General features: G+C 66.3%; 10 protein-coding genes, 1 pseudogene and 1 riboswitch. Of the genes and pseudogenes, 4 read left to right on the forward strand and 7 right to left on the reverse strand.

What is annotated here, in order from left to right; genetic code table 11:
- Both AX735_RS21335 and AX735_RS21340 read left to right on the forward strand, forming a co-directional pair.
- Positions 1-1,127: GNAT family N-acetyltransferase (locus AX735_RS21335; RefSeq protein WP_156447572.1), on the forward strand; the 1,127-nt coding region annotated here is incomplete at its 5' end.
- Positions 1,120-2,008, forward strand: a pseudogene (locus AX735_RS21340) (cupin-like domain-containing protein). The gene AX735_RS21335 and the pseudogene AX735_RS21340, both read left to right, overlap by 8 nt.
- Before the next feature lie 6 nt (positions 2,009-2,014).
- Here the strand turns inward: AX735_RS21340 and AX735_RS21345 are convergent.
- The 5 genes from AX735_RS21345 to AX735_RS21365 all read right to left on the reverse strand — a co-directional run bounded on the left by AX735_RS21345 (position 2,015) and on the right by AX735_RS21365 (position 8,376).
- Positions 2,015-2,788 carry an ABC transporter ATP-binding protein gene (locus AX735_RS21345; protein ID WP_066284572.1) on the reverse strand — a complete coding sequence of 258 codons (774 nt, stop codon included), beginning with the start codon at positions 2,786-2,788 and terminating at the stop codon, positions 2,015-2,017.
- Positions 2,785-3,771: a FecCD family ABC transporter permease gene (locus tag AX735_RS21350; protein WP_066284578.1), complete on the reverse strand. Its 987-nt coding sequence runs from the start codon at positions 3,769-3,771 to the stop codon at positions 2,785-2,787. The genes AX735_RS21345 and AX735_RS21350 overlap by 4 nt, the downstream gene beginning before the upstream one ends.
- A complete protein-coding gene (locus AX735_RS21355; RefSeq protein WP_231750213.1) occupies positions 3,771-4,763 on the reverse strand; it encodes an ABC transporter substrate-binding protein in 993 nt (330 codons plus the stop codon). The genes AX735_RS21350 and AX735_RS21355 overlap by 1 nt, the downstream gene beginning before the upstream one ends.
- Before the next feature lie 107 nt (positions 4,764-4,870).
- Positions 4,871-6,763, reverse strand: coding sequence for a TonB-dependent receptor domain-containing protein (locus AX735_RS21360; RefSeq protein ID WP_066284582.1), 1,893 nt, complete (start codon positions 6,761-6,763; stop codon positions 4,871-4,873).
- A gap of 151 nt (positions 6,764-6,914) precedes the next feature.
- A riboswitch (cobalamin riboswitch) is annotated at positions 6,915-7,103 on the reverse strand.
- 76 nt (positions 7,104-7,179) lie between these two features.
- Complete coding sequence (locus AX735_RS21365) at positions 7,180-8,376, reverse strand: thiolase family protein (protein ID WP_060980295.1); 1,197 nt, start codon at positions 8,374-8,376, stop codon at positions 7,180-7,182.
- Between the two features lie 107 nt (positions 8,377-8,483).
- Between AX735_RS21365 and AX735_RS21370 the strand changes: the two genes are divergently transcribed.
- On the forward strand, positions 8,484-9,293 hold the full coding sequence (locus AX735_RS21370; protein ID WP_446471846.1) for a prepilin peptidase: 810 nt from the start codon (positions 8,484-8,486) through the stop codon (positions 9,291-9,293).
- Positions 9,294-9,296: 3 nt separating this feature from the next.
- Here AX735_RS21370 and AX735_RS21375 read toward each other — a convergent pair whose 3' ends face one another.
- Together AX735_RS21375 and acs are read right to left on the reverse strand one after the other, a co-directional pair.
- On the reverse strand, positions 9,297-9,521 hold the full coding sequence (locus AX735_RS21375) for a hypothetical protein (RefSeq protein ID WP_066284586.1): 225 nt from the start codon (positions 9,519-9,521) through the stop codon (positions 9,297-9,299).
- A gap of 106 nt (positions 9,522-9,627) precedes the next feature.
- Positions 9,628-11,574 carry an acetate--CoA ligase gene (gene acs / locus AX735_RS21380; protein ID WP_066284589.1) on the reverse strand — a complete coding sequence of 649 codons (1,947 nt, stop codon included), beginning with the start codon at positions 11,572-11,574 and terminating at the stop codon, positions 9,628-9,630.
- 266 nt (positions 11,575-11,840) lie between these two features.
- Between acs and AX735_RS21385 the strand changes: the two genes are divergently transcribed.
- Positions 11,841-13,979: a TonB-dependent receptor gene (locus tag AX735_RS21385; protein WP_066284593.1), complete on the forward strand. Its 2,139-nt coding sequence runs from the start codon at positions 11,841-11,843 to the stop codon at positions 13,977-13,979.
- Positions 13,980-13,988: the final 9 nt, after the last annotated feature.

Raw genomic sequence — 13,988 nt, forward strand, 5'->3', positions numbered from 1 at the left:
ATCCCGCGAGGCTCGATCCTGCGTTCCTGTCCGCCTGGCACCGCCTCGCCGATCACGCGAGCGAACCCAATTTTTTCCACGCCCCCGACTATCTCGTTCCCGCGATCGAGCATTGCGATGCGCTCAAGCGCGCGCGGATCGCCGCGCTGACCGATAACGGCCAGCTTGTCGGACTGATGCCAATCGCGCGCGAGCGCTATTACGGACGCTGGCCCGTGCCGCACGGCCAGAACTGGCGGCATCCCAATTGCTTTCTCGGCACGCCGCTGGTGAAGCCGGGGCACGAACGCGGCTTTTGGCAGGCGCTGCTTTCGGATCTCGACCGACGGATGGACGCCGGGCTGTTCTTCCACCTGCATGGCATTGCCACCGACGGCCCGGTCTTCGCAGCGCTCGAACAGCTCTGCCGTGATCAGCGGCGCGCTTGCGACATCGTGCTCGCCGAAGAGCGCGCGATGCTCGCCACCGACATGGCAGGGCAAGCCTATTACGAGGCGGTGGTGCGCAAGAAGAAGCGCAAGGAAATCGCACGGCTGCGCAACCGGCTCGCCGAACTCGGCACGGTCGAGACCGTGCAGGGCACGGGCGAAGCCGGGCTCGATGCCTGGCTGGCCGAGTTCCTCGCGCTCGAACAGGCGGGTTGGAAGGGGCGCAATGGCTCCGCCCTTGCCGATCACCCCGAAACGCGCGCGCTGTTCCTCGATGCGACGCACCAGGCGCATGCGGCGGGCAAGCTGCACCTGATCGCGATGCGGCTGGACGGCAAGCCGCTCGCGATGCTGGTGAATTTCCTCAGTCCGCCAGGCGGCTTCTCGTTCAAGACCGCGTTCGATGAGGACTATGCGCGCTATTCGCCCGGCGTGCTGCTGCAGATCGACAATCTCGACATATTGCGCGACCACAGCCTCGCCTGGATGGACAGCTGCGCCGCCGAAGGCCATCCGATGATCGACAGCCTCTGGGCTGAGCGCCGCCATGTCGCGCGCGTGTCGGTCGGCCTCAGGGGCTTTGGCCGCCCTGCCCTTTTCGCGGCCTTCCGCCAGGGCGAACGCTTCATGGACCGCCGCCGCACGGCCAGCGCCCCGGCGCCCACGCCTTCCTCTCCCGTGGAGAATGACGATGACTGACCAGCCACACCCCGCCGGTTTTTCCCGGACCACCACCGGAAGCGTATTCACCGACGATGCCAAGGCGCGCTTTGCCCTGTGCTATCCGGAAACCGCGCATATCCTTTACCCATGGCCTGCTGCAGCATCCGCTGATGGAGCTCGAATCGCTCGCGCAGCTGGGCGAAGCGCTGCCCGAAAAGTCGCTCGAGTATAATCGCGGCGACCTGCCCATCGGCATCCGGCCCGAGGATGTGCCCAAGACCGGTCTCAGCATCGGCGAGACGATCCGCGGCATCGACAGCGCCAACAGCTGGTGCGTGCTCAAGAATATCGAGCAGGTCCCCGCCTATCGCGATCTGCTGATGAGCCTGCTCGCCGAACTGGACGATGTGACCGCCAAGACCACCGGCGCGATGCTGCGGCCCGAAGGCTTCATCTTCGTCTCCTCGCCCGGGTCGATGACGCCCTATCATTTCGACCCCGAGCACAACATCCTGCTGCAGCTCAGGGGATGGAAGACGATGACGGTGTTCCCGGCAGGCGACCCGCGCTTTGCCGCGCCGGAAGCGCACGAGGCCTATCATTCGGGCGGCGGCCCGCGCAACCTGCCCTGGGACGATGGCTTTGCGCCGCACGGCACCGACTATCGGCTCGAGCCCGGCCAGGCGATCTTCGTGCCGGTCATGGCGCCGCATTATGTGCGCAACGGCGACAAGCCCTCGATCTCGCTGTCGATCACCTGGCGATCGGAATGGAGCTATGCCGAGACCGATGCGCACGCGATGAACAGCGTGCTGCGCAAATACGGCTTCCGCCCCTCGCCGCCGCGCCGTTATCCGGTGAACAATCTGGTGAAGTCGTACAGCTATCGCGCGCTGCGCAAGCTGGGGCTCGACTGACGCTGCTCAGCGCCCCACCAGCACGCGGATAGCGCCGTCGCTCCGGGTCACGGTGGCTTGGATGCCATAGACCGCTTCGACCCAGTGGGGCGTCATCGTCTCGGCGACGCTGCCGCTGGCGAGCGTGCGGCCGTCGCTCATCCAGACCAGCCGGTCGGCGAACAGCGCGGCCAAATCGAGATCGTGCAGCACCACCAGCGCGCCGCCGCCGCGATCGACGAACGCCCGGATCAGCCGCATCACCTGATGCTGGTGGCGCGGGTCGAGCGAGGCGACGGGCTCGTCGGCGACCATCAGCGGAGCCTGCGAGGCAAGCGCGCGCGCAATATGCACCCGCGCCAGCTCGCCGCCCGACAGTGTATCGGTGGCGCGGTTGGCCAGCGCCAGAAGATCGCAGGCCGCGAGCGCATGCGCGACCGCGATCGTGTCCGCCTCGGCCAGCCTGGCAGGCGCCGCGCCATAGGCGAAGCGGCCCAGAGCCACGACATCGCGCACCCGGATCGGCCAGGCGAGATCGCGCATCTGCGGCAGATAGGTCACCGCGCGGGCGCGCTCGGTCGAGGTCAGGGCGCCAGGGTCTCGTCCCGCCAGCGTAGCCGTGCCGCTATCGGCGCGCGCCAGGCCCAGCGCGACGCGCAACAGGCTGGTCTTGCCCGCGCCATTGGGGCCGAGCAGGATCACGAGCTCGCCGGGATTTAGTGCCAACGAAGCCTGACTAAGCAAGCTCGCTCCCTTGATCGAGAGGCTCGCCTCGATGACGTTCAGCCCAGCCTCGTTCATCGCACCGCTCCCCGCCGGATCGCGATCATCACGAACACCGGCGCGCCGATCAATGCTGCGACCACACCAAGCTTGAGCTCGGTATCGCCGGGGATGATCCGCACCGTGATGTCGGCCAGGACCAGGATCAACCCGGAGAGCAGCGCGCTCGGCACCAGCACGCGCGCGGGATCGTGCCCGACCCAGAGGCGCACCAGATGCGGCGCGACGATGCCGACAAAGCCGATCGCGCCCGCCAGCGCCACCGCGCCACCGGTCGCCAGGCCTGCGCCAAGCACGACCAGCATCCGTTGGCGCGCCACATCGAGCCCGACGCCGGCCGCCGCTTCCTCGCCCAGCGCCAGCGCGGTCAGCCCGCGCCGCGCCGCAATCAGCAGCGCGGCACCGGCGGCAATGAACGGGGCGCTGAGCGCGAGGTCGTCAAGGCTGCGATTGGCAACCGACCCCATCATCCAGGTGACCATGTCGGCAAGCGTGAACGGGTTGGGGGCGAGGTTCATCAGCAGCGCCATGATTGCGCCCGAAAAGCTGGAAATGCCGACGCCCACCAGGATCAATGTCACCACCGATCGCGAGCGCGGCGCGGCCCAGGCGATGATCGCGGTCGCCGCGAGCGCGCCGGCAATCGCCGCCAGCGGCAGCGCGAAGGGAAGGAAAGCCGCAAGCCCGTAGAACAAGGCCACCGTCGCGAACAGCGCCGACATGGCCGAGACGCCAAGCACGCCGGGCTCTGCCAGCGGATTGCGGAGCAGGCCCTGCAAGGCGGCACCGCTGATGCCCAGCGCTCCGCCCGCGACCAGAGCCGCGAGCGCGCGCGGCAGGCGCACCTGCCAGACGACCAGGCTGTCACCGCCCTCGCCCATGCCCAGCAGCGCCGCAACCATGCGTCCCGGCGGCAGCGGCACCGAACCGAGCAGGCAGGCAGCGATCAGCGCGATCGCGATGCCGACGACCAGCCCGGGGATCAGCCAGCGCGCTTGCATCAGAGCTTCACCCCGCGCGCCCGCGCCATCGCTTCGGCGGCATCGAGCACGAACCAGCCGCCGCACGCGGTCCATGCGCCCTCCAGGCCGATCACCGGATGCTGGCTCGCCGTGCGCATCAGCGGATGCCGCGCCGCGCTCCACTGATCGGGATTGTAATCGCGCCGCCCGAACCAGGCCATCGCCACGCGATCGGGCTTTTCATAGGCGAGCCGCTCGAGCGGCAGCGGCTGCCAGCCGGGCTCGGTCTGGAAATTGCGGTATCCGGCGAGTTCGATGAGTTCGTGGATCAGCGATCCCGGGCCCGAGGTGACCCCGCCGGGGGTGGCATAGAGCAGGGTTGGCTTGCTGGCGATTCCCGACCCAGACCCAGTGTTGCTTCCCCTTCCGTTTGTCCCGAGCGAAGTCGAGGGACGTGATCGCAACGGGTCGAGCATACGTCCCTCGACTTCGCTCGGGAACTCGGGAAGGGCGGCATTTTGATTGCTCGGGACAAACGGAGAGTAGGCACGTTCCGAAAGTCTTGTCACCCGCGCATCCATCTCGCGTGCGATCCGCTCGCCCCGCGCCCGCTCGCCCAGCTGCCCTGCGGTCTCGACCAGCACGCGCCGTACCCCTGCCAGATCCTCGGCATAGCCCAGTTGCAGCACCGGCACCCCGGCGCGCGCGAAGAACGCGCCCGCATCCGCGCCGCCACCATAGCTGCGCACCACCAGATCGGGCTTGAGCACCAGCACGTCCTCGGCGCGCGGGGCAACCTTAGGCATGCCTCTCGCCGCCTCGCGCATGTACGAGAAGTCGCGCGTGGCATCGGGCGAGAGCGCGAGAATGCGCTCCCGTCCGAGAAGCTTGAGAACATATTGATCCGCGCAATAGTCGAGGCTCACGACCCGCATCGCCCGAACCGGGGGTTCGAGTGGTGCGGGTGTGGCGGCCTTGCCCAGCGAGCAGGCGGTGAGGATGCTGCACATGGCGAGCAACAAAGCGCTCACCCCCCACCGTTTGTCCCGAGCGAAGTCGAGGGACGTGCGTGCCTCAGTTGTGCAAGGTCCCTCGACACGCTCGGGACAAACGGAGATAGGGGCGACAACCCTTGACATCACATCTTCAACCTGACCCCCGCATAGCCCGCACGTCCGGGCACGCCATAGTTGAACGCGGTCTGATAGGCCTCGTCAAACAGGTTTTCGACCCGGCCATAGACTTCCAGATTGTCCGAGATGCTCCAGCTCGCGCGCAGGTCGACGCGGACATAGCTGTCGAGCCGGATGGTGTTGGCGACATCGTCGAACGTGTCACCGACCATCAGGAAGGTCGCGCCCAGCGCCGGACCCCAGGGCGACTTCCAGTCGACCAGCACCGAGGCGCTGTCCTTGGCGCGCCGCGCGAGCCGGTTTCCGAAATTGACCCGGCCCGAAAAGTCCGCTTCGCGCGAGCGGTTCTCGGTATCGACCAGGCTGTACTGTGCCTGCACGGTGAAATTGGTCACCGGCTGCATCCACAGGCCAAGCTCCACGCCCTGTGCGCGCGCGGCCGCGATATTCTCCAGGCTGAAGGTTGCGGAGGAGAAGACGATCAGGTCCTGCGTGTTGCGGCGGAACCAGGTCGCCTGCGCGCGCAGCTTGCCGTCGATTAGCGACTGTTCGATTCCCGCGTCATAGCTGCGCGCGGTTTCGGGGCGCAGGTTCGGATTGCCGAACGCGGCGAGTTGCTCGCTCAGCGCAGGCGCGCGGAAACCCTCCGCATAGGTCGCGCGGATCACGGTTTCGCCGTCATTGGGCGTATAGGCGATATTGCCGCCAAGGCTGGTCTTGCTGCCGAACACCTGCTGGTCGTCGACGCGTACGCCGCCGGTGACGGTCAACCCCTGCACCGGACGCACGATGGCCTGGCCGTAATAGCTCGTCATGTGCACGTCACTGACATCGGGCGCGGTGTTGAACGAGGGGAAGAAGGTGCTCGCCTCGCTCTGTTCGTGCTCCACGCCGAACACCAGGGTCAGCGCATCGGCAACATCAGCAACGCCCTGATATTCGAACCGGTCGAGCGTGCCCTTGGCGCGTGCGGGGTTGAACGATCCGGGGGTGGGATCGGTGGTGATGCGCTTGATGTCGGTCCGGGTATAGGCAAAGCGATTGCGCAACCGGCCGTCGAATAGCGCGACATTAAGCCCCGCATAGCCCACGAACTGGCGGTTGTCGGTCACCGGCAGCGTATCGGCAGGCGGGTTGTCGAATTCGGTTTCACCATCGGTATAGAAGCCGCGCAGATCGAGGCTGATCGCATCGCTGAAGGCGACGCGCAGCTTGCCGCTCAAGGTCAGGTTCTCGAACCCGTCCTTTTCGGTCGCCCCACGGCGCTCATCCCAGGCGGAAATGCCATCGGTGCGGAAATAGCTTGCGCCAAGGCTGCCCGAAACGATGCCGGTCTTGCCCGAGACGCTGGCGACCAGCTGGCCGGTGTCACGATAGCCATATTCGCCGCGCGCACTGGCCTGCAGCCCCTCGCTCGGTTCGATCGTGGTAATGTTGATGACGCCGCCGATCGCCTGGCTGCCCCAGATCACCGAATTGGGTCCGCGCAGCACCTCGACCGATCCGATATTGCCGGTGAGGATCGAGCTGAAATCGAACGCCCCCGAAGGCGAAGACGGATCGTTGATGCGCACGCCATCGACCAGCACCAGCGTCTGCGAGCTGTCGCCGCCGCGGATGAACACGCTGGTCGTGCCGCCGGGGCCGCCGTTGCGCGCAACGCTGATGCCGGGCAGCGTCTGCAGCACGTCGCTCAGCACCTGGGTCTGGCGACGATCTAGTTCTGCCTTGTCGACCACGGTGATCGACTGGCCGGTTTCGCTGCGCTTCTGGACGATGCGACTGGCGGAGACGACGATATCGTCGTCCTGGTCGTCGCTGGCGGACTGCGCATGGAGCGGCGTGGCCACTGCCAGAGCAAGCGCGGACACGGTGAAACTGCGGATGAATTTGGACACGGTTTTCCCTCAGCCCCAGCCGCCGCCGAAGCGGAAGGGCAGATGAACGACATCAAGGCCCGCCGGGATCGCTTCCGGACGCGACTATGGCCTGTGGCATGTCGTTACGAAGGAAAAAACTTTCCCATCCGAACAGGCTGGACCCGGCCCCCGGATGAACGACGCGATGGCAGGTCTCCTGGCTCGTCGATCATCGCCTCGGGCCGTCTTCCCGGGATCGCTCCCAGTGACATATTGGCCGTCGGCTCCCGACTGACAGTTGCGGGCACAGCACCGGATTTGCACCGGCTTCCCTCTTCGCCTCCCGGCTAAGGGAGGAACCATCTGGATGCGCAATTGCTGGATTTGGGCAGGCTTGTCAATCCGGCCTTACAAAAGCCCCGGCCTGCCCTACTGACAGGCCGGGCTTCAGGGGATCAGATCAGCTCGACCGCAACCGCCGTCGCCTCGCCGCCACCGATGCAGAGCGATGCCAGGCCGCGCTTGCCGCCATGCGTCTGCAGGGCAGAAACCAGCGTTGCGATGATTCGCGCACCGCTCGCGCCGATCGGATGGCCCAGCGCGGTCGCGCCGCCATGCACGTTGATCTTGTCGTGCGGAATGCCGAGGTCGCGCATTGCGATCATCGACACGCAGGCGAACGCCTCGTTGACCTCGAACAGATCGACATCGTCGACGCTCCAGCCCGCCTTCTCCAGCGCCTTGCGGCTGGCATCGACCGGCGCGGTGGTGAAGCGCGCCGGCGCGTGGGCATGTGCCGCGTGCGACACGATCCGCGCGACGGGCTTGAGGCCAAGCCTGTCGGCGACGCTCTGGCGGGTCAGCACCAGAGCAGCCGCACCGTCGGAGATCGACGAGGCATTGGCCGCCGTGATCGTGCCGTCCTTGGCGAAGGCCGGTTTCAGGCTCGGGATCTTCGACGCGTCGCCCTTGAGCGGCTGTTCGTCCTTGTCGATCGTCTCGGTGCCCTTGCGGCCGGTGATCTCGACGGGGACGATCTCGCGGTCAAACCCGCCGCTGCTCTGCGCCTTCTGCGCGCGGGTAAGCGAGGCGATCGCGTAATCGTCCTGGTCCTGGCGGGTGAACTGATATTCGCCTGCGGTTTCCTCGGCAAAGCTGCCCATTGCGCGGCCGGGCTCATAGGCGTCTTCCAGGCCATCGAGGAACATATGGTCCATGACCCGGTCATGGCCGATCCGCGCGCCGCCGCGATGCTTGGTGAGCAAATAGGGCGCGTTGGTCATGCTCTCCATGCCTCCCGCCACCAGCAGATCGACCGAGCCCGAGGCCAGCGCCTCTGCCCCCATGATCGTCGCCTGCATGCCGCTGCCGCACATCTTGTTCACCGTGGTCGCCTCGACCGACTGCGGCAGGCCGGCCTTGAGCGCGGCCTGGCGCGCCGGGGCCTGACCGAGGCCGGCGGGCAGCACGCAGCCCATATAGATGCGCTCGATTGCATCGCCCGAAACCCCTGCCCGCTCGACCGCCGCCTTGACGGCGGTCGCGCCGAGATCGGTGGCGCTGGCGCCCGAGAGCGAACCCTGGAAGCTGCCCATCGGCGTGCGCGCATAGGAGACGATGACAACGGGATCGGCGGCGGAAAATGCGGTCATGGCATGAGTCCCTTTTCGAATGTGGTGAAAGCGCCTTCCCCTAGGGCCAGCGCGATTGCAAGAGGCTTGGAGTACAAAGCGCTTGGCCTGTCTCGGGGCGAGCCGCTATGCGCAAGGGCGCTGCCGATCCCCGGCATTGGGCCAATTTCGCTATGTATGCGCCGCTGCTTGACCATCCGGTGATCGCGCCCCTTGCAGCGGCGATCCTTGGCGCAATCTTCGGCAGCTTTATCGGCGCGCTGGTGGTGCGCTGGCCTGCGGGGCGATCGATCCTGACCGGGCGGTCGCAATGCGATGCGTGCGGCGCGCAGCTGAAGCCTTGGCAGCTTATACCGTTGATATCGTATGTTTTGCTGCGCGGGAGATGTGCAGCATGCGGGACGGCCATCGGATGGCATTGCTTCGCGATCGAGCTCAGCGCGGCGCTGATCGGAGCGCTATCGCTGGCGGTGCATCCGGGCGCAGAGGGACTGGCGATAGCGGCATTTGGCTGGCTGCTCCTCCCGCTCGCGCTGCTCGATCTGCGCCATTACTGGCTGCCGCATCCGCTTAACGCAGCGCTGGCATTGGGCGCGCTGGCGGGCGCTGCGCTGGACATCCCGCCCGACTGGACCAGCCGCCTGATCGGCGCAGGCGCTGGTTGCGGCGGACTGTGGCTGATCGCGCTGCTCTATCGGCTGACGCGCGGGCGCGAAGGGCTCGGCGGCGGTGATCCGCTGCTGCTCGGCGCGATCGGGCTGTGGCTCGGCTGGCAGGCGCTGCCCCTCGTGCTGCTGATCGCCAGCGGCCTCGGGCTTGCCGTCGCGCTGGTGCTGCAACGCCGCGGCCATGATCTCGATGCCGCCACCCGCTTCCCACTGGGGACGCTGATGGCGCTTGCCGCCTGGCCGGTGGCTCTGGCCGGGCTGAGCGGCTGAGGATCAGCTGCGGCGAGTCGCCCTGCGTAGGTTATCGCTCAGAAATGTCTGGCCAGGCTGCGACACGGCGATCGTACAGCTGGCCAGCAGCGCCATGAAGCCGAGGCCGATCACCAGCCCCGAAGACGCGCCAATGGCGAGCAGGACCAGCATCACCGCGACAAAGGGCAAGGCGACAAGGCCGAACAGACCGGCGACAACGGCCGACGCCCGAAGGTGGTGCAACATGATGGGAATGCTTTCGGTTTAAGCTGCGGTCGCGCAGAAATCGAACGACGTAATAGCCAAGCCGATGCTCCACCATGGCAGGTCGCGGTCCGACTTACCAGCGGTTTCACATCGCCTTGCGCCCCTCGATCAGCGCATCGACCACCGACGGGTCGGCAAGCGTGCTGGTATCGCCGAGCGAACCGAACTCGTTCTCCGCGATCTTGCGCAGGATGCGTCGCATGATCTTGCCGCTGCGCGTCTTGGGCAGCGCGGGCGTGAAATGCAGATGGTCGGGCGTCGCGATCGGGCCGATTTCCTTGCGGACCAGCGCCTTCAGCTCCCCGGCCAGCGCGTCGTCGGCCTCCTCGCCGACATTGAGCGTCACATAGCAATAGATGCCCTGCCCCTTGATGTCGTGCGGGAAGCCCACCACAGCAGCTTCGGCAACGCGCGGGTGCAGCACCAGCGCGCTTTCGACCTCGGCGGTGCCCATGCGATGGCCCGAGACATTGATGACATCGTCGACGCGGCCGGTGATGCGGTAATAGCCGTCCTCATCGCGCTTGCAGCCGTCGCCGGTGAAATACTTGCCCTTGTAGGTGCTGAAATAGGTCTGCACGAAGCGCTCGTGATCGCCATAGACCGTGCGCGCCTGGCCGGGCCACGACCCCGCGATGCACAGATTGCCCTCGGTCGCGCCGTCGAGAGTGTTGCCATCGGCATCGACCAGTTCGGGCTGGATGCCGAAGAACGGCAGGCCCGCGCTGCCCGGCCGCATCGCATGCGCATACGGCAGCGTCGTGATCATGATGCCGCCGGTCTCGGTCTGCCACCAGGTATCGATCACTGGCACCGCGTCCTTGCCCACGGTGCGGCGATACCAGCGCCAGGCCTCGGGATTGATCGGCTCGCCGACCGATCCGATCAGGCGCAGCGCGGAAAGGTCGTGCTTCTCCACCGGCGCTTCGCCCTCGCGCATCAGCGCGCGGATCGCGGTGGGCGCGGTGTAGAAGATGTTGACGCCGTGCCGCTCGCACATGTCCCAGAAGCGGCTGTGATCAGGATGGTTGGGCACGCCTTCGAACAGCAGGCTGGTTGCGCGGTTGAGCAGCGGGCCATAGACCGAATAGCTGTGCCCGGTGACCCAGCCGATATCGGCGGTGCACCAATAGACCTCGCCCGGGCGGTAATCGAAGGCATAGTGAAAGGTCGTCGCGACCCAGACCGCATAGCCGCCCGTGGTGTGCAGCACGCCCTTGGGCTTGCCCGTCGATCCGGAGGTATAGAGGATGAACAACGGATCTTCCGCCGCCATCGGCGCGCAAGGGCAGGTCGCAGGCACGGTCGCGGACAGTTCGTGATACCAGTGGTCGCGCCCCTCGGTCATCGCGATTTCGGCACCCGTATGGCGCACGACCAGTACTGCATCGACGCTGATCCCGTGATCGCTCAGCGCGGCATCGACATTGGCCTTGAGCGGCACCGTCTTGCCCCCGCGCATCCCGGAATCGGCGGTGACGATGAACCGGCTCGCGCAATCCTCGATCCTTCCGGCGAGCGCCTCGGGCGAGAAACCGCCGAACACCACCGAATGGATCGCGCCGATGCGGGCGCAGGCGAGCATTGCGATCGCGCCTTCGAGCACCATCGGCATGTAGATGGTCACCCGGTCACCCCGGACCACGCCCAGCGCGGTGAGCGTACCGGCGAACCTCTGCACCTCGGCCAGCAGTGCGTCATAGCTCAACGAGCGGACATCGCCGGGGGTGTCGCCTTCCCAGATCAACGCCGTATCCGCACCATGCCCCGCCAGCACATGCCGGTCGACCGCGTTGTAGCACAGGTTGAGCTCGCCATCGTCATACCAGCGGATGCGCACCGGATCGAAGCTCGAACGGTTGATATGCGTCGGTCTCGAACTCCAGTCGATGCGGTCCGCTTGAAGCGCCCAGAATCCGTCCGGATCGCGCAACGACGCCGCATAGAGTTCCGCATATTGCGTCGGCGTGCACCAGGTCTGTGCATCCTCGGGCGCCGGGATCAGCGGCTCGGCAGCGGTCTCATGGCTCATCTTTCGGGTCCTCGCACGATGACGGCCTTGACGGCCGCTTCGTCGCCCTTTCTGCCCGAGGGCATCTGCACGAGCAACCCGTCGCAAACTGTCATATCCTGGTCAAATTGCGATTGATATAACATTACACGAGTGCTAGCCGCCCCTCCGACTCCGCGGTTTTGGGTGCATGGCAAGGCCTATAGCGCCCGGGCAGCGGGCACCGGATTGCCGGTCAACGGCAGCCTTTCTTCCTTTTTCAGAGTCCCCAGGGAGCATAACAGAACATGCGTCGCACGCTTCTCACCGTTACCTCGTCGCTTTCGCTCGCCACAGCGCTGCTTGCCCCGCTTCCCGCGCTGGCGCAGCAGGCCGCTCAAGCCGAGGAACCCGCACAGGAAGACGATGACTTCCACAAGAGCGGCGGGATCATCGTCACCGCGCCGTTCGTCCGCGATCTCAGCATTCTCGCCGGCACGTCCGAGCTTTCGGGCGACACTCTGGCGCGCGAAGCGCGTGCCCAGATCGGCGACGCGCTGACCAAGCTGCCCGGCGTCTCGGCGACCAGCTTCTCGCCTGGCGCTTCGCGCCCTGTGCTGCGCGGCTTCCAGGGCGAGCGCATCCGCGTGCTCACCGACGGCATCGGCACGATCGACGTGTCGAACACCTCGCCCGACCATGGCGTCACGGTCGAGCCGATCATCCTCGATCGGGTCGAGGTGCTGCGCGGCCCTGCGGTGCTGTTGTTCGGCGGCCAGGCGGTCGGCGGCGCAGTCAACGCGATCGACAAGCGCATCCCGCGCGAGGTGCCCGAAGAGCCGTTTCATCTCGACGCGCTCGCCACGTACGGATCGGCTGCGGACGAGCGCAGCATCGGCGCGAGCCTCGATGTTCCGCTGACCTCGAAGCTGGTGCTCCACCTTGATGGCAGCTACCGCAAGTCCGACGACCTGCGTGTGGGCGGCTTCGTGCTGTCGCCCGGTCTTCGCGCCGAGCAGCTCGAAGAGGCCGCGGAAGAGCGCGCCGAGGGCAATCTCGAGGAGGCAGCTGAAGCCGAGGAACTGGCCGGTCTGCGCGGCCGCATCCCCAATACCGGTACCGAAACCTACAGCTTCGGCGCGGGCCTGGCCTATATCGGCGAAGGCGGCAGCTTCGGGATTTCGGGCAGCTATTACAACAGCCTGTACGGCGTCCCCGAGCGCCCCGGCGCTGGCCATCATCACGGTGAGGAAGAAGGCGCTGGCGGCGAAGAGGAAGAAGGCCCCGTCACCATTGGTCTCGACCAGTTCAAGGTCGATTTCCGCGGCCAGGTCGATCTGCCCGGATTCTTCGAGGCGCTGCGCCTGCGCGCGGCCTATGCCGATTTCAAGCAGACCGAGTTCGAGGGCGACGAGGTCGGCACCGTGTTCCGCAACAACGGCATCGAATCGCGGCTCGAACTGGTGCAGCGCGAGCGTGGCGGTTGGCGCGGCGCGACCGGGGTGCAATATGTCCATCGCGATTTCAGCGCGATCGGCGCGGAAGCCTTCGTTCCGCCCAACACCACCGATCAGGTCGGCATCTTCACGCTGCAGGAAGTGCGGCTCGGCCAGATCGAGCTTGAAGGCGCGGGGCGCTTCGACCGCGTCGTGGTCAAGTCGCAGGATGTGGGCGTCGAGCGGCGCTTCAACTCCTATTCGTTCGCGGCGGGCCTGGCCTATCTGCCGACCGACCAGCTCAAGTTCGGCGTGAACCTCAACCGCGCCCAGCGCGCGCCGGCCGCCGAGGAGCTGTTCTCCAACGGACCGCATATTGCCACGCAAGCCTTCGAGATCGGCAACCCGAATTTCACGACCGAGAAGAGCTGGGGCGGCGAGGCCTATATCCGCTATTCGACCCCGGACGTGAATCTCTCGCTCACCGGCTTCTACAACCGCTTCGACGATTTCATCATCGACGTGCCCACGGGACTGGAAGAGGATGATCTGCCGGTCTTCCAGTTCATCCAGAACGATGCGAAATATTACGGCATCGAAGCCGAAGCTTCGGTGGTGTTCGCGCGCGCCGGATCGTTCAAGTTCATCGCCGATGGCGTCGCCGATTATGTCCATGCCTCGCTCGACGGCCTGGGCCCGGTGCCGCGCATTCCGCCGCTGCGGCTGCTCGGCGGGCTTGAGGCGCAGAGCGACGTGCTCAATCTGCGCGCCGAGGTCGAATGGTTCGACGACCAGGAGCGCAACGCCAATTTCGAGACGCCGACCGAGGGCTTCACCCTGGTCAATGCCAGCGCCTCGTGGAAGCCGTTCGGCGCCTCGCGCGGCGTGACGCTGATCGCATCGGCGAACAACATCTTCGACGTGATCGGCCGCCGCGCCGCCAGCTTCACCAAGGACTTCGCACCCTTGAGCGGCCGCGATTTCCGTATCTCGGCGCGCTTCAGCTTCTGATCTAGGCTC

The organism is Blastomonas sp. CCH1-A6, assembly GCF_001556365.1.
In the GTDB taxonomy this organism is placed as follows: Bacteria; Pseudomonadota; Alphaproteobacteria; order Sphingomonadales; family Sphingomonadaceae; genus Blastomonas; species Blastomonas ursincola.